The organism is Shinella sp. AETb1-6, assembly GCF_009826875.1.
GTDB lineage: Bacteria > Pseudomonadota > Alphaproteobacteria > Rhizobiales > Rhizobiaceae > Shinella > Shinella sumterensis.
Map to the genome: position 1 here is coordinate 206,018 of NZ_WUMM01000008.1, position 24,548 is coordinate 230,565.

Annotated in this window: 14 protein-coding genes and 1 riboswitch; of the genes, 10 read left to right on the forward strand and 4 right to left on the reverse strand. The window is 66.4% G+C overall.

The window, feature by feature from the left end:
- Positions 1 to 116 precede the first annotated feature (116 nt).
- From cobF to GR158_RS16230, 5 genes are read left to right on the forward strand one after another with little or no spacing between them, the layout of a single operon-like run.
- Complete coding sequence (cobF, locus tag GR158_RS16210) at positions 117 to 896, forward strand: precorrin-6A synthase (deacetylating) (protein WP_160871782.1); 780 nt, start codon at positions 117 to 119, stop codon at positions 894 to 896.
- Entirely contained in the window at positions 893 to 2,347 is a 1,455-nt protein-coding gene (cobG, locus tag GR158_RS16215; RefSeq protein ID WP_160871783.1) for a precorrin-3B synthase, read from the forward strand. The genes cobF and cobG overlap by 4 nt, the downstream gene beginning before the upstream one ends.
- On the forward strand, positions 2,344 to 2,976 hold the full coding sequence (locus tag GR158_RS16220) for a precorrin-8X methylmutase (RefSeq protein ID WP_134648331.1): 633 nt from the start codon (positions 2,344 to 2,346) through the stop codon (positions 2,974 to 2,976). Before cobG ends, GR158_RS16220 begins: the two co-directional genes overlap by 4 nt.
- Positions 2,973 to 3,707 carry a precorrin-2 C(20)-methyltransferase gene (locus GR158_RS16225; RefSeq protein WP_134648329.1) on the forward strand — a complete coding sequence of 245 codons (735 nt, stop codon included), beginning with the start codon at positions 2,973 to 2,975 and terminating at the stop codon, positions 3,705 to 3,707. Before GR158_RS16220 ends, GR158_RS16225 begins: the two co-directional genes overlap by 4 nt.
- Positions 3,704 to 4,468 (forward strand): precorrin-3B C(17)-methyltransferase, encoded by a 765-nt coding sequence (locus tag GR158_RS16230; RefSeq protein WP_160871784.1) that lies wholly within the window; start codon positions 3,704 to 3,706, stop codon positions 4,466 to 4,468. Before GR158_RS16225 ends, GR158_RS16230 begins: the two co-directional genes overlap by 4 nt.
- Here GR158_RS16230 and GR158_RS16235 read toward each other — a convergent pair.
- On the reverse strand, positions 4,432 to 5,202 hold the full coding sequence (locus tag GR158_RS16235; RefSeq protein WP_160871785.1) for a cobalt-precorrin-6A reductase: 771 nt from the start codon (positions 5,200 to 5,202) through the stop codon (positions 4,432 to 4,434). The genes GR158_RS16230 and GR158_RS16235 overlap by 37 nt on opposite strands.
- Here GR158_RS16235 and cbiE point away from each other — a divergent pair.
- Entirely contained in the window at positions 5,186 to 6,451 is a 1,266-nt protein-coding gene (gene cbiE, locus GR158_RS16240; protein WP_134648323.1) for a precorrin-6y C5,15-methyltransferase (decarboxylating) subunit CbiE, read from the forward strand. The genes GR158_RS16235 and cbiE overlap by 17 nt on opposite strands.
- A gap of 3 nt (positions 6,452 to 6,454) precedes the next feature.
- Complete coding sequence (cobM, locus tag GR158_RS16245) at positions 6,455 to 7,216, forward strand: precorrin-4 C(11)-methyltransferase (RefSeq protein WP_160871786.1); 762 nt, start codon at positions 6,455 to 6,457, stop codon at positions 7,214 to 7,216.
- Here cobM and metH read toward each other — a convergent pair whose 3' ends face one another.
- A complete protein-coding gene (gene metH / locus GR158_RS16250) occupies positions 7,217 to 11,008 on the reverse strand; it encodes a methionine synthase (RefSeq protein ID WP_160871787.1) in 3,792 nt (1,263 codons plus the stop codon).
- Positions 11,009 to 11,089: 81 nt separating this feature from the next.
- Positions 11,090 to 11,305 (reverse strand): hypothetical protein, encoded by a 216-nt coding sequence (locus tag GR158_RS16255; protein WP_134648318.1) that lies wholly within the window; start codon positions 11,303 to 11,305, stop codon positions 11,090 to 11,092.
- Between the two features lie 95 nt (positions 11,306 to 11,400).
- Positions 11,401 to 11,629: riboswitch (cobalamin riboswitch) on the reverse strand.
- 404 nt (positions 11,630 to 12,033) lie between these two features.
- On the opposite strand from GR158_RS16255, the gene GR158_RS16260 reads away from it, so the two are divergent.
- Both GR158_RS16260 and GR158_RS16265 read left to right on the forward strand, forming a co-directional pair.
- The gene (locus GR158_RS16260) at positions 12,034 to 20,535 is read left to right on the forward strand and encodes a GH36-type glycosyl hydrolase domain-containing protein (RefSeq protein WP_160871788.1); all 8,502 of its coding nucleotides are present in this window, start codon (positions 12,034 to 12,036) and stop codon (positions 20,533 to 20,535) included.
- 24 nt (positions 20,536 to 20,559) lie between these two features.
- Complete coding sequence (locus tag GR158_RS16265; protein ID WP_160871789.1) at positions 20,560 to 21,732, forward strand: OpgC family protein; 1,173 nt, start codon at positions 20,560 to 20,562, stop codon at positions 21,730 to 21,732.
- Between the two features lie 6 nt (positions 21,733 to 21,738).
- Here the strand turns inward: GR158_RS16265 and GR158_RS16270 are convergent, their stop codons facing one another.
- On the reverse strand, positions 21,739 to 23,499 hold the full coding sequence (locus GR158_RS16270; protein WP_160871790.1) for a glucan ABC transporter ATP-binding protein/ permease: 1,761 nt from the start codon (positions 23,497 to 23,499) through the stop codon (positions 21,739 to 21,741).
- Positions 23,500 to 23,803: 304 nt separating this feature from the next.
- Here GR158_RS16270 and GR158_RS16275 point away from each other — a divergent pair, with 304 nt between their 5' ends.
- On the forward strand, positions 23,804 to 24,544 hold the full coding sequence (locus GR158_RS16275; protein ID WP_160871791.1) for an autoinducer binding domain-containing protein: 741 nt from the start codon (positions 23,804 to 23,806) through the stop codon (positions 24,542 to 24,544).
- Positions 24,545 to 24,548 lie beyond the last annotated feature (4 nt).

Here is a 24,548-nt window from a genome sequence, read left to right on the forward strand (position 1 = left end):
AGACCGACAAAGGACGTGATCGGGGGGCTGTTTTCCGCCGGCTTTTGGGATTAGGAAGGGCTGCGGGACCCAAACCGGGCCGCAAACCGGGAGCGCTGGCCGCACGGGAGAGGGGCATGAAAAAGATATCGGTCATCGGCATCGGTGCGGGCAACCCCGAGCACATGACCATTCAGGCCATCAATGCGCTGAACCGGGCGGATGTGCTGCTCATTCCGCTGAAAGGCGACGAGAAGGCGTTCCTGGCCGATGCGCGCCGGGACATCTGCGCGCGTTTCCTCACCAATCCCGCCTGCCGCATCCTGGATTATGCCGTGCCGGTGCGCAACGCCGACGGCGTCTACGAAGACGGCGTGCGCGACTGGCACCAGGCGATCGCCGCCATCTACGAACGCACGCTCCTGAACGACCTCGGCGACGACGAAACGCTCGGCCTGCTCGTCTGGGGCGATCCGATGCTCTACGACAGCACGCTGCGCATCGTCGATCACGTGCGCGCCGCCGGCCGCGTCGCCTTCGAGATGGAGGTCATTCCCGGCATCACCAGCGTGCAGGCGCTGTGCGCCGGCCACGGCATCGCGCTCAACCGTATCGGCCTGCCCGTCGAGATCACCACCGGCCGCCGGCTGGCGGAGGGGTGGCCGGCGGCAACGCGCGACGCGCTGGTCATGCTGGATGGCGTTCAGGCTTTCAAGACGGTGCAGGACCCCGACGCGGAAATCTGGTGGGGCGCCTATCTCGGCACGCCGCATGAGATCCTGCTGTCCGGCCGGCTTGCCGAGATGGCCGAGACGATCACGCAGACCCGGTCCAGGGCGCGCGCCGAACACGGCTGGATCATGGACACCTACCTGATCCGCCGGCCGGCCGCCGATGCCGGGGAGGACGCAGCATGACGGCCGCGTCCCACCGCATCGATACCGACACCCTGCGCCGCGGCGCCTGCCCCTCGCTTGCCGCGCCCATGCAGACCGGCGACGGCCTTCTCGTGCGCCTTCGGCCCGTCGCGCCGGCGCTGACGGCGAATGATCTGCTCGCACTCGCCGGTCTCGCACGCGAAACAGGCAACGGGCTTATCGAAATCACCGCACGCGGCAATATCCAGCTGCGCGGCCTGACGGGCGCCTCGGTGCCGCGCCTGGCGCAGGGCCTTGCCGCCGCCGGCATCGTGCCGCAGACCGGCGTCGCGATCGAGACGCCGGCGCTGTCCGGCATCGACCCGTCCGAAATCGCCGACGCCACGCCGATGGCCGATGCCTTGCGCGCCGCAATCGCAGCCGCCGGGCTCACGCTCGCGCCGAAACTCGCCATCGTCGTGGATGGCGGCGGCGTGCTGTCGCTTGCCGATATGGTCGCCGATATCAGGCTCGACGCCATCGAGGCGAATGAGGGCGTCGTCTGGCGCCTGGCCGTCGGCGGCGATCGCGAAACGGCGCGTTCCGTCGGCGTGCTTGCAGCCGAATCGGCGGTCGATGGGACGATGGCGGTCGTGGCGGCGCTGGCCGCCATCGGCCCCGCCGCGCGTGGGCGTGACCTTGACGTTCCGGCGCTCGCCGCCGATCTCCCCTTCTCCCCGGTGGGGAGAAGGTGGCCCGAAGGGTCGGATGAGGGGGCTTGCTCACCGGTCGGCGTCTGCGCACCCCCCTCATCCCGTTGCCGCGACCTTCTCCCCGGGGGGGAGCAAGAGGCGAAGTCTTGGTTCAAATCCGGGCTGCGCCATCCGATCGGCAAACACAATATCGGCGGCCATCCGGTGCTCGGTGTCGCGCCCGCCTATGGGCAGGTGCATGCGGATCGTCTTGCAGCCCTCATTCAAAGCCTCTCGGCCTGCGGCGCCACGGAATTTCGTCTTGCGCCGCACCGCACCCTTCTGGTGCGCGGCCTTTCGGAAGAAGGGCTGGTCGCCGCACAAGGGGCAGCGGAGCGCGAAGGCTTCTGGTGCACGGATCAGGCGCCGGGGCGTTCCGTCTCGATCTGCGCCGGAGCCGCGGGCTGCGCGTCCGCGAGCTTCGATACGCATGCCGCTGCCGATGCCGTGGTGGCCCACGCGGCGGGCCTGCTCGACGGCTCCGTCGATGTCCATATTTCCGGTTGCCCCAAGGGCTGCGCCCATCCGGCGCGCGCGGCCGTCACGCTGTGCGGCACGGCCGGTGGCGTCGGCCTTGTCATGAACGGCAAGGCGTCCGATCCGGCGCTGGCAACCGTTCCCGCCGAGGGCTTCATGCCAGCGATCCGGCGTCTCGGCGCCCTCTTGCGCAATCGCCGCGCCGAAAGCGAGACGGCGAAAACCCTTCTCGACCGCACGGCGCCCGATACCATCGTTTCCGCATATCAAGGCCATCCATGACTGAATACGACTACATCAAGGATGGCACGGCCATCTACGAGAAATCCTTCGCGATCATCCGCTCGGAGGCCGATCTTGCGCGCTTTTCCGAGGCCGAGGCCGATGTCGCGGTGCGCATGATCCATGCCGCCGGCCTCGTCGAGGCAGCACGGCACTTCGTCTTCTCGCCGGATTTCGTATCGTCGGCGCGGGCCGCACTTCAGGCCGGTGCGCCGATCTTCTGCGATGCCGAAATGGTCGCCCGCGGCGTGACCGCCGCCCGTCTGCCGGCCGGCAACGACGTCATCTGCACGCTGCGCGATCCGCGCACGCCGGAACTGGCGGGCGAGATCGGCAATACCCGCTCGGCCGCCGCCATCCGGCTCTGGCTGGAGCGCATGGCCGGCTCCGTCGTCGCCATCGGCAATGCGCCCACGGCGCTGTTCTACCTGCTTGAACTGCTGCGCGACGGCGCGCCGAAGCCGGCGGCCATCCTCGGCATGCCGGTCGGCTTCGTCGGCGCGGCGGAATCGAAGGATGCGCTCGCCGAAAATTCCTACGGCGTGCCCTTCGCCATCGTGCGCGGCCGTCTCGGCGGCAGCGCGATGACGGCCGCCGCCCTCAATTCTCTGGCGAGGCCGGGCCTATGAGCACGATGACGGGACGACTCTATGGCGTGGGCACAGGGCCGGGCGACCCGGAACTGCTGACGCTGAAGGCGGTGCGGGCGATCGGCGAAGCCGATGTGCTCGCCTATTTCGCCAAGGCCGGCCGTTCCGGCAACGGGCGCGCCATCGTCGAAGGGCTGCTGAAGCCCGGCATGACGGAACTGCCGCTCTACTATCCCGTGACGACGGAAATCGACAAGGAACACGACGACTACAAGGGCCAGATCACCGGCTTCTACGATGCGTCGGCCGACGCGGTCGCCGCGCATCTGGCGGCCGGCCGCACGGTCGCGATCCTCTCGGAGGGCGATCCGATGTTCTACGGCTCCTACATGCATCTGCATGTGCGGCTGGCCCATCGCTTCCCGACGGAGGTCATTCCCGGCATCACGGCGATGTCCGGCTGCTGGTCACTCTCCGGCCTGCCGATCGTGCAGGGCGACGACGTGCTGTCGGTCCTGCCGGGCACGATGGCCGAGGGCGAGCTGGAGCGCCGGCTGGGCGACACGCAGGCCGCCGTCATCATGAAGGTCGGCCGCAACCTGCCGAAGATCCGCCGTGCTTTGGCAAGCGCCGGACGCCTCGGCGAGGCCGTTTACGTCGAGCGCGGCACCACGCCGTCGAGCATGTCCATTCGCCTCTCCGAAAAGCTCGACGACACCGCGCCCTATTTCTCGCTGGTGCTCGTGCCCGGCTGGGGCGGGCGGGCATGACGGGCAAGCTCCTCGTGATCGGCACGGGGCCGGGCAATCCCGACCAGATGACGCCGGAAGCGCTGCGCGCGGTCGAGGCATCCAGCGAATTCTTCGGCTATTTTCCCTATATCGACCGCCTGAACCTCAGGCCCGACCAGATCAAGGTCGCCTCCGACAACCGCGAGGAGCTGAACCGCGCCCAGGCGGCGCTGACGCGGGCGGCCGCAGGGGTGAATGTCTGCGTGGTCTCCGGCGGCGATCCCGGCGTGTTCGCCATGGCGGCGGCGGTCTGCGAGGCGATCGACGCGGGGCCTGAGGAATGGAAGACGGTCGACCTCGTCGTCGTGCCCGGCGTCACCGCCATGCTGGCGGTCGCCGCCCGCATCGGCGCGCCGCTCGGGCATGATTTCTGCGCGATCTCGCTGTCCGACAATCTCAAGCCCTGGGAGATCATCGAGAAGCGGCTGCGCATGGTTTGCGAGGCGGGCCTCGTCATCGCGCTCTACAATCCGATCAGCAAGGCGCGGCCCTGGCAGCTCGGCAAGGCGTTCGAGATCCTGCGCGAGACGCTGCCGGCCGAAACCCCCGTCATCTTCGGCCGCGCGGCGGGCCGTCCCGACGAGCGCATGCTGGTCATGCCGCTGGGGCAAGCCGAGGCTGATCGCGCCGACATGGCGACCTGCGTGGTCATCGGCTCGCCGGAGACGCGCGTCATCGCCCGCCCCGGCCTGCCGGACCTCGTCTACACGCCGCGCTTCCTCAGGGATGAGAGCAGATGATCGGCGAGCCGCTCCGCTTCCTCGGCCGTTCCGGCGCGGTGCCCGTCATCGGCCGCCGTCCGCTCGACGAGCACGACGGGCAGGCCGAGAATGCGCGCGGCGACGATCTTGCCGTGGGTGGCCTCGCCGCCGGAATTCTTGCTGACGATCACCTCGATCCGGTGCTCGCGAAGAAGAGCGACCTCGTCCTCCACCGCGAAGGGACCGCGGGCCAGCAGGTATTCGACCTGCGGCGCATCGAGCGGCGGGTCGACCGGATCGACGCTGCGCACGAGATAGTGGTGCTGCGGCGCGGCATCGAAGGCCTTGGCCTCCTGCCGGCCGATGGCGAGGAAGACGCGGCGCGGGTCTTTTCCGAGCGCGGCGACGGCGCCGGCCATCGTGGCGACGCGCGTCCAGCGGTCGCCGTCCGTTTCGTCCCAGCCATGCCGCTCCAGTCGCAGAAGCGGAATGCCGGTCTCACGGCTTGCGGCGCGGGCATTGGCGGAAATCTGCCGGGCGAAGGGATGTGTGGCGTCGATCAGGAGATCGATCGCCTGCGCGCCGAGATAATCGACGAGGCCGGCCACGCCGCCGAAGCCGCCGCTGCGCACCGGCACGGGCTGCGGGGCGGGATCGATCGTGCGGCCGGCAAGCGAGAGCGTCATGGCGAGGTCGTCGCGTTCCGCCAGGCGCGCGGCGAGTTCGCGGGCTTCGGCCGTTCCGCCCAGTATGAGGATGCGTTTCTTGTCCACGCCTGATCCGACCCTTTCGACGGCCGCCCCGTGGCTTTCCATCGTCGGGATCGGCGAAGATGGTCTAGCGGGTCTGGGTGACGAGGCCAAGGCCGCCATCTCCGCCGCGACCGTGGTTTTCGGCGGCGCGCGGCATCTGGAACTCGCCGGCAGCGCCATCCGTGGCGAGCGGCAGGGCTGGCTCAGTCCGTTCGAGCGTTCGGTGGAGGCGGTGCTTGCCGCCCGCGGTCGTCCGGTCGTCGTGCTCGCTTCGGGCGATCCCTTCTTCTTTGGCGTCGGCGTCACGCTGTCGCGCCGCATTGCGCGCGCGGAAATGCGGGTCTTTCCCGCGCCCTCGGCCTTCAGCCTCGCGGCCTCGCGCCTGGGCTGGGCGCTGCAGGACACGGTCTGCATTTCCCTGCACGGTCGCCCCGTCGATCTCATCCGCCCGCACCTGCATCCGGGCGCGCGCATCCTGGCGCTGACATCCGATAGCGATGGGCCGGCCGCGCTTGCCGCCCTTCTTGCCGAAAGCGGGTTCGGCGAATCGCGGCTTACGGTGCTGGAAGCGCTCGGCGGGACGCGCGAACGTGTCAGCCATCACACGGCCGGGCAGTTCGCGCTTGCGGATGCGGATATGCTCAATGTCTGCGCTGTGGAGGTCGCGGCCGCGCATGATGCGCGCATCCTGGCTTTTACGCCGGGGTTGGACGACGCGCTCTTCGAGCACGACGGGCAGATCACCAAGCATGAGATCCGGGCACTGACGCTGTCGGCGCTGGCGCCGCGCCGGGGCGAGCTCCTGTGGGATATCGGCGCGGGGTCGGGCTCGATCGGCATCGAATGGATGCTGGCCGATCCGTCGCTCAGCGCCATCGCCATCGAAGGCCATCCCGAGCGCGCTGGCCGCATCCGCCGCAATGCCGGCAAATTCGGCGTGCCGGGGCTTGCCGTCGTCGAAGGCACGGCGCCGGATGCGCTGGCCGGGCTTGCCGCGCCGGATGCCGTTTTCATCGGCGGCGGCGGCAGCGAGGCTGGCGTGATGGACGCGGCGATGGCGGGGCTCAGGCCCGGCGGCCGGCTCGTCGCCAATGCGGTGACCACGGAAATGGAGGCGGTGCTGCTGGCACATCATGCCCGGCTCGGTGGCGCGCTCATCCGCATCGATATCGCGCGCGCGTCGCCCGTCGGGCAGATGACGGGCTGGCGGCCGGCCATGCCGGTCACGCAATGGCGCTGGGTCAAACCGGCCGAACAAGTCGAGGACTAGCACATGACCGTTCACTTCATCGGCGCCGGACCGGGTGCCGCCGACCTCATCACCGTGCGCGGCCGTGACCTCATCGGCACATGCCCGGTCTGTCTCTATGCCGGCTCCATCGTCTCGCCCGAACTCCTGCAATATTGCCCGCCCGGCGCGCGCATCGTCGACACAGCGCCCATGTCGCTCGACGAGATCGAGGCGGAGTATCTCAAGGCCGCGGCGGCCGGTGAGGACGTGGCGCGGCTGCATTCCGGCGACCTGTCCGTCTGGAGCGCGGTTGCCGAGCAGATCCGCCGGCTGGAGAAGCACGGCCTCGCCTATACGATGACCCCCGGCGTGCCGTCGTTTGCGGCGGCCGCAGCCGCGCTCGGCCGCGAGCTGACCATTCCCGCCGTCGCCCAGAGCCTGGTTCTCACCCGCGTTTCGGGCCGCGCGTCGCCCATGCCGAACCGCGAGACGCTGGAGGGTTTCGGTGCGACGGGTGCGACGCTTGCCATCCACCTCGCCATCCATGCGCTCGACCAGGTGGTGACGGAACTGACGCCGCTCTACGGCGCCGATTGCCCTGTCGCGATCGTGGTCAAGGCCTCCTGGCCGGATGAGCGCGTGGTGCGCGGCACGCTCGCCGACATCGCCGTGAAGGTCGCGGAAGAGCCGATCGAGCGCACGGCGCTGATCTTCGTCGGGCGGTCGCTCGGTGCCGAGGATTTCCGCGAAAGCTCGCTCTACGACCCCGCCTACCAGCGCCGCTTCCGCGGCCGCGGCGACTGATTACTCCGCAGCTGCGGCAGCAGGGGCCGGCACGTAGTTCAGCACCGGGCCGAGCCAGCGCTCGACCTCCGTCACGGACATGTCCTTGCGGCGGGCGTAATCCTCCACCTGGTCGCGCTCCACCTTGGCGACGCCGAAATAGTAGCTTTCGGGCGAGGCGATATACAGGCCCGAAACGGAGGAGCCGGGCCACATGGCATAACTCTCCGTCAGCGCGACGCCGATCTGCTGTTCCGCATCGAGAAGACGGAACAGCGTCGTCTTCTCCGTGTGGTCCGGCTGGGCGGGATAGCCCGGCGCCGGGCGGATGCCGGCATAGGGCTCGCCGATGAGATCGGCCGGGGCGTAGGTCTCGTCCGGCGCATAGGCCCAGAGTTCCTTGCGCACGACTTCATGCATGCGCTCGGCGAAGGCTTCCGCAAAACGGTCGGCCAGCGCCTTGACGAGGATCGAGTTGTAATCGTCGTTCGCCCGCTCGAAGCGCTCGGCAATGGCGATCTCGCCGATGCCGGCCGTCACGACGAAGCCGCCGAGATAATCGGGCTTGCCGCTGTCGACGGGCGCGACGAAATCGGAGAGCGCCACGTTCGGCCGGCCGTCGCGCTTGGAGAGCTGCTGGCGCAGCGTGAAGAAGGTGGCCAGCTCCTCGTTGCGCGCCTCGTCGGTGAAGAGCCTGATATCATCGCCCACGGCCCCCGCCGGCCAGAAGCCGACGACGGCCTTCGGCGTGAACCACTTTTCCGAAATGATCTTCTCCAGCATCGCCTGCGCATCGGCAAACAGCTGGCGGGCGGCAGGCCCCTGCTTCTCGTCGTCGAGGATCTTCGGATAGACGCCCTTCAGCTCCCAGGTCTGGAAGAACGGCGTCCAGTCGATATAGCGGGCGAGGTCCGCGAGGTCCCAATCCTGCCAGACGCGGGTGCCGAGGAAGGAGGGCGTCTTCGGCTGGTAGGCCGACCAGTCGGCCTTGAACGCGTTGTCGCGCGCCTTGGCGATGGGCAGGCGCTGCTTTTCGGCCTCGCTGCGGGCATGGGCGTCGGCCACCTTGCGGTACTCCGCCTGAAGGGTCTCGACATAGCCCGGCTTCATGTCGGCGGAGAGCAGGCTGCCGACGACGCCGACGGCGCGGCTGGCATCGGTGACATAGACCGCCTGGCCGCGATCGTAGCGCGGATGGATCTTGACGGCGGTGTGCACGCGGCTCGTCGTGGCGCCACCGATGAGGAGGGGAATGTCGAAGCCTTCGCGCTCCATCTCCGCGGCGACATGCACCATCTCGTCGAGCGAGGGGGTGATGAGGCCGGAGAGGCCGATGATATCGACCTTTTCGGCTTTGGCCGTCTCAAGAATCTTCGTCGCGGGCACCATGACGCCGAGGTCGATGATCTCGTAGTTGTTGCAGGCGAGCACGACGCCGACAATGTTCTTGCCGATGTCGTGCACGTCGCCCTTGACGGTCGCCATCAGGATTTTTCCCGCAGTCTGGCGTTCGCCGCTGCCGCCGTTGGCGAGCTTTTCGGCTTCCATGTAGGGCAGGAGCACGGCGACGGCCTGCTTCATCACGCGGGCGGACTTCACGACCTGCGGCAGGAACATCTTGCCCGCGCCGAACAGGTCGCCGACCACGTTCATGCCGGCCATCAGCGGTCCTTCGATGACGTGCAGCGGGCGCTCGGCGTTCTGTCGCGCCTCTTCCGTGTCCTCTTCGACGAATTCGGTGATGCCGTTGACCAGCGCATGTTCCAGCCGCTTTTCGACCGGCCATTCGCGCCAGGCGAGATCGCGTTCCTTGGCTTCCTTGCCCGCCGCGCCCTTGAAGCGTTCGGCGATGTCGAGCAGGCGTTCGGTGGCGGTGCCGCCGGCCTTCGGCTGGCGGTTCAGCACCACGTCCTCGCAGGCCTCGCGCAGGTCCGGTTCGATCGTGTCGTAGACGGCGAGCTGGCCGGCATTCACGATGCCCATGTCCATGCCGGCCTGGATGGCGTGGTAGAGGAAGACCGCGTGCATCGCCTCACGCACCGGCTCGTTGCCGCGGAAGGAGAAGGAGAGGTTGGACACGCCGCCCGAGATATGGACATGCGGCAGCGTGCGCGTGATCTCGGCCGTCGCCTCGATGAAGTCGACACCGTAATTGTCGTGCTCCTCGATGCCCGTCGCCACGGCGAAGATGTTGGGGTCGAAGACGATATCCTCGGGTGCGAGGCCGGCAACCTCCGTCAGCAGCCTGTAGGCGCGCGTGCAGATTTCCACCTTGCGCGCCCTGGTGTCGGCCTGTCCGGTCTCGTCGAAGGCCATCACCACGACGGCCGCACCATAGGCGCGCACGAGCCTGGCGTGGTGCAGGAAGGCTTCCTCGCCTTCCTTCAGCGAGATGGAATTGACCAGCGGCTTGCCCTGCACGCATTTCAGGCCGGCCTCGATCACCTCCCATTTGGAACTGTCGATCATGACGGGCACGCGGGCGATATCCGGCTCGGCGGCGATGAGGTTGAGGTACTCCACCATCGCCCTGCCGGAATCGATCAGGCCCTCGTCCATGTTGATGTCGATGATCTGGGCGCCGTTCGCGACCTGATCGCGCGCGACATCAAGGGCGCTGGCATAGTCGCCGGCGGTGATGAGCTTGCGGAACTTGGCCGAACCCGTGACATTGGTGCGCTCGCCGACATTTACGAAGGGAATGGCGTCGGTCAGCGTGAAGGGTTCGAGACCGGACAGGCGCATATGGCGCGGGATATCGGGGATTTCGCGCGGCTTGTGGTGCGCGGCGGCGGCGGCGATGGCGCGGATATGAGCCGGCGTCGAGCCGCAGCAGCCGCCGACGATGTTGACCAGCCCGTCGCGCATGAAGTCTTCGATCTGGGCGGCCATTTCCTCCGGGCTTTCGTCATACTGGCCGAAGGCGTTGGGCAGGCCGGCATTCGGATAGGCGCAGACGAAGGTCTGCGCGACGGCGGAAATCTCGGCGAGATGGGCGCGCATGGCATTGGCACCGAGCGCGCAGTTGAGGCCGATGGAGAAGGGATCGGCATGGCGAACCGAATTCCAGAAGGCCTCCGGCGTCTGGCCGGAGAGCGTGCGGCCGGAGAGATCGGTGATCGTGCCTGATATCATGACGGGCAGGTGGATGCCCTTTTCCGCGTAGACCTCGTGCGTGGCGAAGATCGCCGCCTTGGCGTTCAGCGTGTCGAAGATCGTCTCGATCAGGATGATATCGGCGCCGCCGTCGATAAGGCCGCGCACCTGCTCGGCATAGGCGATGCGCAGGTCGTCGAAGGTCACGGCGCGATAGCCGGGATTGTTGACGTCGGGCGAGATGGAGGCGGTGCGGTTGGTCGGCCCCAGCGCGCCGGCCACGAAACGGCGCTTGCCGTCCTTCTGCTCGGCGCGCAGGCCCGCGCGGCGCGCAAGGCGGGCGCCGTCGCGGTTCAGCTCATAGACCATGTCCTCCATGCCGTAATCGGCCTGGGCGATCGTCGTGGAGGAAAACGTGTTGGTCTCGAGGATATCCGCACCGGCGAGCGCATAGCGATAATGGATGTCCTCGATGGCGCCCGGCTGGGTCAGCGTCAGCAGGTCGTTGTTGCCCTGCTGGTGGCAGGCGCAATCGCCGAAGCGCTCGCCGCGGAAATCGTCTTCCACCAGCTTCAGGGTCTGGATCTCGGTTCCCATCGCGCCGTCGAGCACGAGGATGCGTTCGCGCGCGGCGGCCTTGAGGGCGGCGAGGACCTCGCGTCCGTCGCGCGGTGGCTGTTCGGGGCCGAACAAGTCGTCCAGGTGGGAATTGGCCATGGAAGAACCCTCCGGTGCTGCATCTCGCACCGGAGATCACATAAAGATATCTTTATGTCAACATATGTTTTGTGCGCTCGCCTAGTGCAGCGGCCCGTCCGCGCCCGCCAGCGACGTGAACAGCGCCTTCAGCCGCGCGATATCAGGGTCGGGATTGTCGAGTCGTGCGAGCTTGTGCACTTCCTTCAGCGCCTCGGCGGCGAGGTCGGCGCCGCGCGGCTGCCAGAGAAGCCAGGAAATGAACACGGATTCCGGGTTGCCGGTGCCGGATGCCTGTTTTTCGGTGAGTTGAAACATGTCTTCCCCAATCGGATCATTGGGGGATGGCCGGACGCACGCTGCTTGTCGCCAATCCCTGGCATTGCAAGCGCACCCTTGGGACACCCCGCCCAGGTCGTTACAGCTATCAGGGCAGGTCTCCTGGCTTGCGGGTCGTCGCGTCTGTCTGGCCTTCCCGGTGCATGATACCAGTGGCGCGGAGCGACAGACGCTCGCCGCTTACAGTTGCGGGGGCAGCGCCGGTCTTGATGCCCAGGTCTTGATGTCCTGGGCCTCGCACCGGCTTCCCTCTTAGCCTCCGGACCGTTTTCGATTCGGAAGACCCTGATGCCGGCAACCTCGCGCCGCTTGGATATCAAGTCAATGGCAGGCGGCGCGCATTCGGGCGGGAACCTTTTTTATCCCCGTGCATTGTTTGTCCGCCTGCACCTCGCGCGGGCTCGTCTCCTGTTCAGGGTGCGCGATTCACCAAAACCGCAGATGAGGGTCCATGCTGCGCCATCCTGCCCTGTTGACAGGTTGCAAGTCTCTGTCCTTACGGCTAAAAAATGCCGTTTTCATGCACCACGCGGCGTGGATGACAAACAGCGTGTCGCTTGAGCCAAAATCGCATCTGGAGCGCCATGAGGGCGCGGTCGGGTGTCATGGCTGATCGCGACAGTAGAACGAAGCCCGCCCGCGAAAGACAATCCGGCGCAACGGCCGCTGCCGGGTGGCTCAACATGGCCGGTTCCAGAATCAGAGACATGTCCCTTCATACTACGCCGCAAGCCCCTTCGCGCGACGCCGATATCCGGCAGATCGACTATAACGACTCGATCCGCGCCACCTATCTCACGCTGGAGGAGCTCGCCGCCTGCGGCGAAGCGCTCGCCCGAGACAAGACGGCGGTGCTTCCGGGTTTCCGCCCCTTCGATTTCCGGGCACGGCACAAGGAAAACGAGAAGGAAATCTTCCGCGTCTATCAGGTCACGGCCAAGGACGTGGAGGCCGGCGCGCAGATTACGCCGGCGGCCGAGTGGCTGCTCGACAATTTCTATGTGATCGAGGAAGCGATCCAGGAAGTCCGTCGCGACTTCCCCCGCCGCTTCTACCGGCAGCTTCCCACCATGGAGATCGACGGCCAGCCCTTTCCGCGCACGCTGGCCCTGGCCTGGCTCTATGTCGCCCATACGCACAGCAGTGTCTCGCAGGAAAGCCTGACCGCCTTCGTACAGGGCTTCCAGACGGTGGATCCTTTGAAGATCGGCGAGCTCTGGGCCCTGCCGTCCTTCGTGCGCTTCGTGCTTCTGGAGAACCTGCGGCGTATTTCCAGCCGCGTCGAACGCTCGCGCAAGATGCGCCTCAAGGCCAACGACGTGGCCGACGAGCTCGTGCGCCTCAACGACGCGGAGAAGTCGATTGCGCATCTGCGCACCATCGAGAGCCTGACCGAGGACAACACCTTCGTCGTCCAGCTTCTCTACCGCCTGCGCGACGGCCTTCAGACATCGGGCGCGGTCATCCAGTGGCTGGAACGCAAGATCGAAAGCCGCGGCAGCGATCTGGAAGAGCTGATCGTGGCGGAAAACAACCGCCTGTCTTCCGGCAACGTGACGATGAGTTCGCTCATCAAGGGCCTGCGTACGATAGATGACGCGGAATGGCCGGTCTGGTTCGAGAGCGTCAGCCGCCTCGACGAGGCGCTGCGTCAGCGGTCGGACTACAGCGATCTGGATTTCGGCTCGCGCAACAAATACCGCAACACGATCGAGCGTTTCGCCCGCCGCTCCGGCAAGAGCGAGCTGGAGGTCACCGAAATCGCGCTCGCCATGACCGAGGAAGACGCCGCGGAAAATGCCGGCGATCCCGATTATCGCGCCAATGTCGGCGCGTTCCTCGTGGGCAAGAAGCGCAAGCTGCTCGAAAAGCGCATCGGCTACCATCCCTCGGTCGTCCAGCGCGTCGTTCGCATGACGCGCAAGCTCGACTGGCTCGCCATTGCCGGTCCCAACATCATCCTCACCCTGCTGGCGATGATTGCGGTCTACTACTTCCTCGACCAGCTCGATATTCCCAACGGCGCCTGGCTGATCATGCTCGTGCTGTTCGCGCTGCCGGCCTCGGAAGGCGCGACGGGTCTGTTCAACACGCTCGTGACCTTCTTCGTCACGCCGTCACGGCTGGTCGGCTACGAGTTCAAGGACGGCATCCCCGAGGATGCGCGCACGCTGCTCGTCGTGCCCTGCCTCATCTCGAAACGCGACCATGTCGATGAACTGGTGCGTAATCTCGAGGTCCACTATCTCGCCAACCCGCGCGGCGAGATCTATTTCGCGCTTCTCAGCGATTGGGCCGACAGCCAGAGCGAGGAAACGCCTGCCGATCTCGACGTTCTCGAATATGCCAAGCGCGAGATCGCCGAACTGTCCGCGCGCTACGCCTTTGACGGGCGCACGCGCTTCTACCTGCTGCACCGCCGCCGCCTCTACAATCCGTCGGAAGGCGCGTGGATGGGCTGGGAGCGCAAGCGCGGCAAGCTGCACGAGCTGAACCTGCTGCTGCGCGGCGATGGCGACACGACCTTCCTGCCCGGCGCCAATGTCGTGCCGTCGGACGTCAAATACGTCATGACGCTCGATTCCGACACGCGCCTGATGCGCGATGCCGTGACCAAGCTCGTCGGCAAGATGCACCATCCGATCAACCGCCCCGTCATCGACGAGGCGACCGGCGAGATCACCGCCGGCTACTCGATCCTCCAGCCACGCGTGACGCCCTCGCTGACGACTGGCAAGGAAGCCTCGACCTTCCAGCGCATCTTCTCCGCCGACCGCGGCGTCGACCCCTACGTCTTCACCGTTTCCGATGTCTACCAGGACCTCGCGGGCGAGGGCACGTTCACCGGCAAGGGGCTCTACCACGTCGATGCCTTCGAGGCCGCCGTGAAGGGCCGCATCGAGGAAAACTCGGTGCTCAGCCACGACCTGCTCGAAGGCTCGCTGTCGCACTGTGCGCTGGTGACCGATGTGGAGCTCGTCGAGGACTTCCCGACCCGCTACGGCGTGGAGACCTCGCGCCAGCATCGCTGGGCCCGCGGCGACTGGCAGCTCCTGCCCTATCTTTTCGGGCCGTCGAGCGGCATTTCCATGCTCGGCCGCTGGAAGATGTACGATAACCTCAGGCGCAGCCTCATCCCCATCGCCTGGCTCGTCGCCTCCGTGATGGGCTGGTACTATATGGAGCCGCGCCAGGCGCTGATCTGGCAGCTGGTGCTGATCTTCCTGCTGTTCGTGGCGCCGACGCTCTCGCTCATTTCCGGCCTCATGCCGCGCAGCAGCGATATCGTGGCGCGCGCCCATGTGCATCGCGTGTTCTCCGACATCCGCGCGGCCAACGCGCAGGTCGCCCTGCGCATCGCCTTCATCGCGCATTCCGCAGCACTGATGGGCGACGCCATCGTTCGCTCGCTCTACCGCACCTTCGTCAGCCGCAAGATGATGCTGGAATGGCGCACCGCCGCCCAGGCCGACAGCGCGGCGCGCGGCGGCATCCTCGCCCATTACAAGGCGATGTGGCAGGCCCCGGCACTGGCGGTCGCTTCCGTCGCCCTTGCCGCGATCTCGAAGACCGGCCTTCCTTTCATCGGCGTGCCCTTCGCGATCGTCTGGATGCTGTCACCGATGATCGCCTGGTCCGTCAGCCAGACGGCGGAGACGGAAGACCAGCTCGTCGTGTCCGATCACGTCGCCAACGAGCTGCGCAAGATCGCGCGGCGCACCTGGCGCTATTTCGAGACCTTCGTCACCGCCGAGCAGCACTTCCTGCCGCCGGACAATTTCCAGGAGACGCCCAATCCGGTTCTGGCCGAGCGCACCTCGCCCACCAATATCGGCGTCTATCTCCTGTCGGTGGTTTCGGCGCGCGATTTCGGCTGGATCAGCTTCGAGGAAACCGTGCGCCGGATGGAGCAGACCATCGCCACCATCGACGGCATGCCGAAATACCGCGGCCATCTGTTCAACTGGTATCGCACCAACACGCTCGAAACGCTCGGCCCGCGTTATGTCTCGGCGGTCGACAGCGGCAACCTGGCCGGCCATCTCATCGCCGTGTCCTCCATGTGCCGCGAATGGGCGGAGGCGCCCTCGGCGCATCTGCAGGGAAGCCTCGACGGCATCGGCGACGTGGCCGCCATCCTCTCGGAAGCGCTCAAGCAGCTGCCCGACGACCGCAAGACGGTGCGTCCGCTGCGCCGCCTGGTCGAGGAGCGCATCGCCGGCTTTCACAACGCGCTCGCCGCCGTCAAGCGCGAGCACGAATTCGCCTCCATCCGCGTCATCAACCTTGCGGTGCTGGCGCGCGACATCAACAAGCTCATCGTGAACCTCGATCATGAGGTGAAGTCGCCGCAGAGCGGCGAGGTGGTGCATTGGGCGGGCGCGCTGGTGGCGACCTGCGAAGCGCATATCGCCGACAGCGTCTTCGATCTCGGCAGCATCGAACAGCTGCGCATGCGGCTCGTCGTGCTGCGTGACCGGGCGCGCGACATCGCGTTCTCCATGGATTTCGGCTTCCTGTTCCGCCCGGAACGGCGTCTCCTGTCCATCGGCTACCGCGTCGAGACCAACGAACTGGACGAGGCCTGCTACGATCTTCTGGCCTCGGAAGCGCGCCTGACCAGCCTGTTTGCCATTGCCAAGGGCGACCTGCCCACCGAGCACTGGTACAAGCTTGGCCGTCCGGTCGTGCCGATCGGATCGCGCGGCGCGCTGATCTCCTGGTCGGGCTCGATGTTCGAATATCTGATGCCGCCGCTCGTCATGCAGGAGCGCCAGGGCGGCATTCTCAACCAAACGAACAATCTCGTCGTGGTCGAGCAGATGAACCACGGCCGCCGGCTGGGCACGCCCTGGGGCATTTCGGAAGCGGCTTTCAACGCCCGCGACCACGAGTTGACCTACCAGTACACCAATTTCGGCGTGCCGACGCTCGGCCTCAAGCGCGGGCTCGGCCAGAACGCCGTCATCGCGCCCTATGCCTCGCTGCTGGCGGCGCAATATGCGCCGAAGGAAGCGCTCGACAATCTGGAGCGGCTGCGCAAGCTCGGCGCGCTCGGCGTCTACGGCTTCCACGATGCCGTCGACTTCACGCCGACGCGCGTGCCGGAGGGCAAGACCTGCGCGGTGGTGCGCAATTACATGGCCCACCACCACGGCATGTCGATCGCCGCCGTCGCCAACGTCGTCTTCAACGGCGCGCTGCGCGAACGTTTCCATGCCGATCCGGTGATCGAGGCGGCCGAGCTTCTGCTGCAGGAAAAGGCGCCGCGCGACATTCCCGTCATCAACGCCAAGCGCGAGCCGGAAACCGTCGGCAGCACGCAGGCCGACCTGCTTCGCCCGGAAATCCGAATCTTCAAGGACCCGATCAGCCGCGAGCGCGAGACGGTCTTCCTGTCGAACGGCCATTATTCGGTGATGCTGACGGCGACCGGTGCCGGCTATTCGCGCTGGAACGGCCAGTCCGTCACACGCTGGAAACCCGACCCGACGGAGGATCGCTGGGGCTCCTTCCTGTTCCTGCGCGATACCGCGACGAACGAGTGGTGGTCCGCCACCGCCGAGCCGAAGCGCGCCGAGGGCGAGGAAACGAAGACCCAGTTCGGCGACGACAAGGCGGAGTTCCTGAAGACCGTCGGCACGCTGACCAGCGAGGTCGAGGTCATCGTCGCCACCGAGCACGATGCCGAAGGCCGTCGCCTGACGCTCGTCAATACGGGCACGGAGGACCGCTTCATCGAGGTGACGTCCTATCTGGAGCCGGTCATCACGACTGACGATACCGACAATGCGCATCCGCTCTTCTCGAAGATGTTCATCCGCACCGACATCGACGAGCGCGGCGACGTGATCCGCGCGGAGCGCCAGAAGCGTCATCCCAACGAACCCGACATGGCGATCGCCCATCTGATCGTCGACAATGCCGGCCCCGCGCGCCGCACCGAGGTCGAGACGGATCGCCGCCGTTTCATCGGCCGTGGTCGCTCGCTCGCGACGGCGGCGGCCTTCGATGCCGGCGCGCAGCTCTCCGGCACGGATGGTTTCACGCTCGATCCGATCCTGGCGTTGCGCCGTGTCGTGCGCGTTCCCGCCGGCAAGAAGGTCAAGGTCATCTTCTGGACCATTGCCGCGCCGACCCGCGCGGATGTGGATGCGGCCATCGACCGCTATCGCCATCCGGACAGTTTCAACCATGAGATGATCCATGCCTGGACGCGCTCACAGGTGCATATGCGCCACGTCGGCGTGACCTCGCAGGAGGCGGCGAGCTTCCAGATGCTCGGCCGCTACCTCACCTATCCGGATCTGCACCTGCGCGCCGACACCGGCACGATCCAGACCGGCCTGACGTCCCAGTCGGCGCTCTGGCCCATGGCGATCTCGGGCGATTTCCCGATCTTCGTGCTGCGCATCAACGACGAGATCGATCTCGATGTCGCCCGCGAGGCGTTGCGGGCGCAGGAATATCTGCGCCACCGCGGCGTCACCGCAGACCTCGTCATCCTCAACGAGCGCGCCGCATCCTACGCGCAGGACATGCAGCACACGCTCGACCAGATGTGCGAGAACCTGCGGATGCGTGGCCAGTCGGACGGCGTGCGCCAGCATATCTTCACGGTCCGCCGCGACCTGATGAATGTGACGACCTGGCAGGCCCTGCTGGCGGCGGCGCGCGCCGTCTTCCACGCCCGCAACGGCTCGCTGGCCGACCAGATCGCCCGCACCGTCTCGCTCTACTCCTCGCCGCCGCGCGGCGAGGACGAGGCGAAGTCAGAGACGCTTTCGGCCAAGGCCTTGCCGACACCGGCAATCGCTGCCGCTCCGGTGGCGATCGACGGAAACGGCCTGTCCTTCTGGAACGGGTTCGGCGGCTTCAATGCCGACCGCCGCGAATATGCCGTGCGCCTGCGCGGCGGCGAGGCGACGCCGCAGCCGTGGATCAACGTGATCGCGAACCGTGAATTCGGCTTCCATGTCCCCGCAGAAGGCGGCGGCTTCACCTGGAGCCGCAATTCCCGCGACTACCAGCTCACGCTCTGGACGAACGATCCTGTCGTCAACCGGCCGGGCGAGGCCTTCTATGTGCGGGATCGGGACAGCGGCACGGTCATGACGCCGTTTGCCGCGCTGTCGCGCAAGGCCTCGGTCAAGTTCGAGACCTGGCACGGCCTCGGCTACACCGCCTTCCGCAGCTGGGAGGACGGCATCGAGCTCGACCTCGTGCAGACGGTCGACCCGGAAGACCCGGTGAAGTATTCGCGCCTCGTCGTGAAGAACACCGGCGAGACCGAGCGCAGCCTCTCCGTCTACGGCTATGTCGAATGGGTGCTGGGCAACAACCCTGCCAAGACCGCGCCCTTCGTGCTGACAAGCCATGACGAGGAGAGCGGTGCGCTCTTCGCGACCAATCCCTACAGCCTCGATTTTGCCGGCCGGGCCAGCTTCTTCGGCGTCGATGCCGCCCTTTCGGGCTTCACGACGCGGCGGCGGGATTTCATCGGCCGCACCGGCGATATCGTTTCGCCGGCGGCGCTGTTCAACGGCCAGCCCCTGTCGGGCGCGGCCGACGGCATCAGCGATCCCTGCGCGGCGCTTTGCGTCGATGTCACGCTGAAGCCGGGCGAAAAGCGGGAGCTGCTCTTCGTGCTCGGCGATGCCGCGGATGCCGAGGGCGCCCGCGTGCTGGCCGAGAAGAGCCGCAAGGCCGATTTCGATGCCGTCATGGCGGCGGTGCGTTCGTTCTGGGAAGGCTTCACCGGCACGTTGCAGATCAAGACGCCCGATCCGGCGCTCGACCGCATGGTGAACGACTGGCTGCCCTACCAGGCGCTCGGCTGCCGCATCATGGCGCGAACCGCCTTCTATCAGGCGAGCGGCGCCTATGGTTTCCGCGACCAGCTGCAGGACACGCTGGCCTTCATCCTGCACCGGCCGGACCTCGCCCGCGCGCAGATCCTGAACGCCGCCGCACGCCAGTTCGTCGAAGGCGACGTGCAGCACTGGTGGCTGCCGGACACCGGCGCGGGCGTGCGCACCATGATCTCCGACGATGTGGTCTGGCTTGCCCACGCCGTCGAATATTACTGCCGCGTCACCGGCGACCGTGGCGTGCTCGACGAAAGGCTTGCCTTCATCGAAGGCCCGCCGCTTTCCGAGGGGCAGCACGATGCCTTCTTCAAACCGGACCATTCGGGCGAGGATGCATCGCTTTACGATCATTGCGCCCGCGCGCTCGATCTGGCGCTTGCCCGCACCGGCGAGAACGGCCTGCCGCTCATTCTCGGCGGCGACTGGAACGACGGCATGAACCGGGTCGGCGAAGCCGGCCGCGGCACGAGCGTCTGGCTGGGCTGGTTCCTTGCCGGCACGCTGCGCGGCTTCATCCCTCTTGCGCGCGAGCGGGGCGATGGCATCCATGCCGAGGCGTGGGAGATCCACCTCGATCGCCTCAAGCGGGCGCTGGAAACGGCCGGCTGGGACGGCGAATACTATCGCCGCGGCTACTATGACGACGGTACGCCGCTCGGCACGTCCGACAGTGCCGAATGCCGCATCGATTCCATCGCGCAGAGCTGGAGCGTTCTGTCCGGCGAAGGCGATGCCGGGCGCTCGCGCCAGGCCATGGATGCCGTGATGGCGCAACTGGTCGACCGCGAGAACGGCGTCATCCGCCTGTTCACGCCGCCGCTTGTCGAAACCGCGCAGGACCCGGGTTACATCAAGGCCTATCCGCCCGGTGTGCGGGAGAATGGCGGGCAATATACCCATGCCGCGACCTGGGTCGTCATGGCGCTGGCGCGCCTTGGCCGGGGCGACGAGGCCTTTGCCTGCCTCGACCTGCTTAACCCGGTCAAGCATGCGCTCGATGCCGAGGCGGCCGAACGCTACCGCGTCGAGCCCTATGTCGTGGCCGCCGATGTCTATGGCGAAGGCGAGCGGGTGGGACGCGGCGGATGGTCCTGGTACACCGGCTCGGCCGGCTGGCTCTACCGCGCCGCCGTCGAGGGCATTCTGGGTATCCGCAAGGAAGGCGGCCGCCTCTTCGTCGACCCTGTCCTGCCGGAAGCCTGGAACGGCTACAGCGCGACGCTCGTTGTCGATGGCCGCAAGCTGACGCTGCGTGTGGATCGTGGGGATGACGGCGCGTGGCAGGCCACAATCAACGGCTCTGTCATCAAATCTTCAAAAGAGGGCTATTTGCTCTGATCCACCCATGTGGATCAGAGTACCATGACAGACACATCTGGACCGGTGGGCGTCGTGCCGCGGCAACGCGACACGCGCCTCGACGTCTTCCGGGCCCTCGCCCTCCTGACGATCTTCGTCAATCACGTTCCGGGACAATATCTGGAACATCTCACGCACAAGAATTTCGGCTTCTCGGATTCCGCCGAGGCCTTTGTGCTGATTTCGGGCATGTCGGTGGGGCTTGCCTATGGATCACGCTTTGCCGTCGGCGCGCGGCTCGCCGTCACGCTGCGCATCCTGCGCCGGGCATTGACGCTCTATGTCGCCCACATCATGACCAGCATCATCACCTTCGCGATCTTCGCGGGCGGGGCCCTGTGGTTCGGCCGGCCGGATCTCCTGTCGGAGATCAACCTGCGCGCCGTCGTCGACCGCACGGAGCAGGGGGTGGTCAGCATGGTGCTGCTCGGCCACCAGTTCGGCTACAACAACATCCTGTCGATGTATGCCGTGCTGTTCCTCATGCTGCCCGGCTTCCTCTGGCTTTATCAGCGCGGGCCGCGCCTGCTGCTCGCGGTTTCCGGCACGATCTGGCTCTGCGCCGGCATCTGGCGCATCGCGCCGTCGAACTTCCTCGATGACGGCAAGTGGTTCCTCAACCCGCTGTCCTGGCAGTTTCTCTTCGTCATCGGTTTCGTCGGCGTGCTGCGGGCACGGTCGAAGGGCATCCCGCGCAATGCGCTGCTGTTTGCGCTCAGCGGCACCTATCTCGCCGTCTCGATGCTGTGGGTCGTGCTGGGCTGGTGGCACATCGACTTCTCTTATGGCCTGCCGGCGGTGCTGACCGGCTTCGACAAGACATACCTGTCGGCGACGCGCCTCCTGCATGTGCTGGCCGGCGCCTATCTCATCGCCACGATCCCGGTCCTGTCGAACTGGGCGGCCCTGCCGCTTTCCCATCCGCTCGTCGCGATCGGGCGCCATTCGCTGGCCATCTTCATCTTCGGCACCATCCTGGCCATGGTGGGGCAGGTGCTGATGTTCGTGACGGGAAAGAACCCGTTCTTCGGCACGCTCTATGTGGTTGGCGGCATCGGGCTGCATTTCGCCTATGCGCGCTATCTCGACTGGCAGGCGGATGTGATCGCCGACCACGCAAAACGGCAGGGCATGCGAGCCCTGCCGGTCAAGGGGCGCGACGGCCCGAAGCGCTGACGCCGGTCAGGCGGCGGTGTGGCTCTTGCGCACGTCGTCGTCCGTCAGGATGCCGCTGGCGCGCAGCAGGGCTGCGAAGCGGCCGTTGCTCTGGCTGAGCTCGTTGAACGTGCCCATCTCGGCGATCCGGCCATGATCGAGGAAGATGACCTTGTCGGCCTCGCGCACGGTGGAGAGGCGGTGCGCGATGATGAAGGTCGTCCGGTTCTTGCGCAGCGAGTCGATCGCGGCCTTCACCCGGGCTTCCGTTTCCACGTCGAGCGCACTCGTCGCCTCGTCGAGCACGAGGATGGGCGCGTTCTTCAGGATCGCGCGGGCAATGGCGATGCGCTGGCGCTCGCCGCCCGAGAGACGGTTGCCGCGCTCGCCGACATGGGTTTCGTAACCGCTCTGGCGCGACGTGATGAAGTCGTTGGCCGCCGCGGCCTCGGCTGCCGCCATGATCTCCTCGTCCGTCGCGCCCTCGCGGCCGAGACGGATATTGTCGGAGATCGAGCGGTTGAGCAGGCCCGCATCCTGGAACACGGTGGCGATCGAGCGGCGCAGCGACTTGCGCGTCACCTTCGAGATATCGACGCCGTCGATGAGGATCTGGCCCGACTGCGGCTCGTAGACCCGCTGGAGCAGGTTGACGAGCGTCGTCTTGCCGGCACCCGTCGGGCCGACGATGGCGACGGTCTGGCCGGCTTCCACGGTGAACGAGATGTTGCGCACGCCCTGCGTGGTGTTGGCGAAGTCGAAGGTGATGTCGCGGTATTCGACCTTGCCCTTGACGTCGCCGAGGTCGCCGGCGTCGCTCGGTTCCTCGCGATCCTTGACGGCATCCTCCAGGGTGAAGAAGTCCTCCAGCTTGGCGCGGGCTTCGAAGATCTGTTCGACGAAAGCCTTCATCTGGTCGAGACGGCCGATCAGCAGGCCGGCAAAGCCGATGAACGCGATGACGTCGCCCACCTTGATCTCGCCGCGCTGCACCAGGACCGTGCCGATGACGAGGATGACCATCATGGAGAGGGTCGAGGCGATGCGGTTGAGCGCACTCGCCAGCGCCCACCAGTCGAGCACGGGATACTGGGCGTTGATCAGCCGCTCGGCAAAGCGCTTCAGCTCGCGCGTCTCGGCTTCGATACGGTTGTAGCTGTGCACCACCGAGACGTTGCTGATGGAATCCGATACGTGGGAGAACACGGTGTGATAATGGTTCTCCACCGACGCCTGGCCTTCGCGGGTGCGGTTCATCACCACCTTGCCGATCAGCACATAGAGCGCGCCGAGCACGACCAGGACCATCGACAGGCGGTAGTCCATGGCAAATGCCGTGGGCACGAGCAGGACGAGCGCGACGGCCGTCGCCAGATGCGTGCGCATGAATTCCAGCCACAGGCCGAACAGCGTTTCGCAGGCGCGCAGCAGCGTATGCAGGGCGTTGGAGGTGCCGCGCTGGCTGTGCCAGGCAAGCGGCATGGAGATGATGCGGCCGAACGCTTCCGTCAGCAGGCTCGCGCGGCGGCCATGGGCCAGCCGGTCGGCCTCGCGGGCGACGAGAACGAAGGCGATGGTGTTGAACAGGCCGAAGCCGGCCCACATCAGCAGCAGGGGCGTGACATGCCCGTCAGCGCTGGAGATGGCATCGATGATACGGCCGAACAGGATGGGTTCGGCAATGGCGATGACTGCAAGCACGACGTTGGCGGCAACGACCGAGCCGACGCGCAGCTTGTAGACGCTCAAGTAGCTGAGAGCTCTTGCATAAACCTGAAACAAAGACACGAATTCGGGCCTTTCCGGCAAAACCTGTTGTGCGGTGCAGTGCGAGCACCTCGATCCCTTCGCTCCTGTGATTGGGTAACACGGGAGCGAGCGAGAAGTTCTTCACGCGTGTGAGAATCTCATGATGCAACTTGAAACGTGCACGATGGCTTTCTTTTGCATGGCGTGTCGTCCTTATCCGATTGATTTTCATCGCTCGATCCTGCCAATTGTATGTGGGGCAACATGAATGGGACATGACTGACCGGGGGCACCGGTCGGACATTTCCTCGAATTTGAGCGGGCGCTTCCGGGCGCGGGGTATATGAAAGTCAATTTGCTGGTGCAGTTTCTTGCACTGCTTGAGGAGATGCGCGGCCACGCGGAGACGACGTCCGAGTTCCAGCGCCTGCTCGAATTCTATGGTTTCGACTATTACGCCGTCGTCCGCGTGCCGCTTCCGGTGGACACGCCCGACGCGCTGCTTCTGGCCGGCCGCTGGCCGAAGGGCTGGCCGGAGACCTATGTGCGCAAGCGCTACATGCAGGTCGATCCGACCGTCCGCTATCTCGGCCACGCGCGGGAAGGGTTCCGCTGGCGCGACACGCTCGATGTCTATCGCGCCAGTCCCGACCGCAAGCGCATGGAGCGCATGATGGTGGATGCCCGCCAGAACGGGTTGGAGGACGGCTATATCTTCCCGGTTCACGGCCGGCGCGGCCTCTTGGGCAGCCTCAGCCTGGGCGGGCGGCCGGTGGATCTCGAAAGCATCGAGATGAGCCTGTTCGACGGCATCGCAAGACGCCTCTACTGGAAGCTGATCCACGAGATCGATCCGGAGATGGCGGCGCGCTCCTCCGCAGTCGTCGACGTGGACCTGACGCGTCGCGAGATGGAGGCGCTGATGCTGCTGGGCGCGGGCATGACCTCACCCGAGATCGGTCGGGAACTGGGCATTTCCAGTCATACCGTCGACTGGTACATGAACGGCATCCAGGAGAAGCTCGGCGCGCGCAACCGGCACCATGCCATCGCGATCGCGTTCCGGCTGGGGCTCGTTTCGTGACGAC

Excerpts from the sequence above, each read along its gene's own strand:
- cobF (WP_160871782.1), top strand. The coding sequence starts at position 117 with ATGAAAAAGATATCGGTCATCGGCATCGGTGCGGGCAACCCCGAGCAC.
- cobG (WP_160871783.1), top strand. The coding sequence starts at position 893 with ATGACGGCCGCGTCCCACCGCATCGATACCGACACCCTGCGCCGCGGC.
- GR158_RS16220 (WP_134648331.1), top strand. The coding sequence starts at position 2,344 with ATGACTGAATACGACTACATCAAGGATGGCACGGCCATCTACGAGAAA.
- GR158_RS16225 (WP_134648329.1), top strand. The coding sequence starts at position 2,973 with ATGAGCACGATGACGGGACGACTCTATGGCGTGGGCACAGGGCCGGGC.
- GR158_RS16230 (WP_160871784.1), top strand. The coding sequence starts at position 3,704 with ATGACGGGCAAGCTCCTCGTGATCGGCACGGGGCCGGGCAATCCCGAC.
- cbiE (WP_134648323.1), top strand. The coding sequence starts at position 5,186 with ATGCGTTTCTTGTCCACGCCTGATCCGACCCTTTCGACGGCCGCCCCG.
- cobM (WP_160871786.1), top strand. The coding sequence starts at position 6,455 with ATGACCGTTCACTTCATCGGCGCCGGACCGGGTGCCGCCGACCTCATC.
- metH (WP_160871787.1), bottom strand. The coding sequence starts at position 11,008 with ATGGCCAATTCCCACCTGGACGACTTGTTCGGCCCCGAACAGCCACCG.
- GR158_RS16255 (WP_134648318.1), bottom strand. The coding sequence starts at position 11,305 with ATGTTTCAACTCACCGAAAAACAGGCATCCGGCACCGGCAACCCGGAA.
- GR158_RS16260 (WP_160871788.1), top strand. The coding sequence starts at position 12,034 with ATGTCCCTTCATACTACGCCGCAAGCCCCTTCGCGCGACGCCGATATC.
- GR158_RS16265 (WP_160871789.1), top strand. The coding sequence starts at position 20,560 with ATGACAGACACATCTGGACCGGTGGGCGTCGTGCCGCGGCAACGCGAC.
- GR158_RS16275 (WP_160871791.1), top strand. The coding sequence starts at position 23,804 with ATGAAAGTCAATTTGCTGGTGCAGTTTCTTGCACTGCTTGAGGAGATG.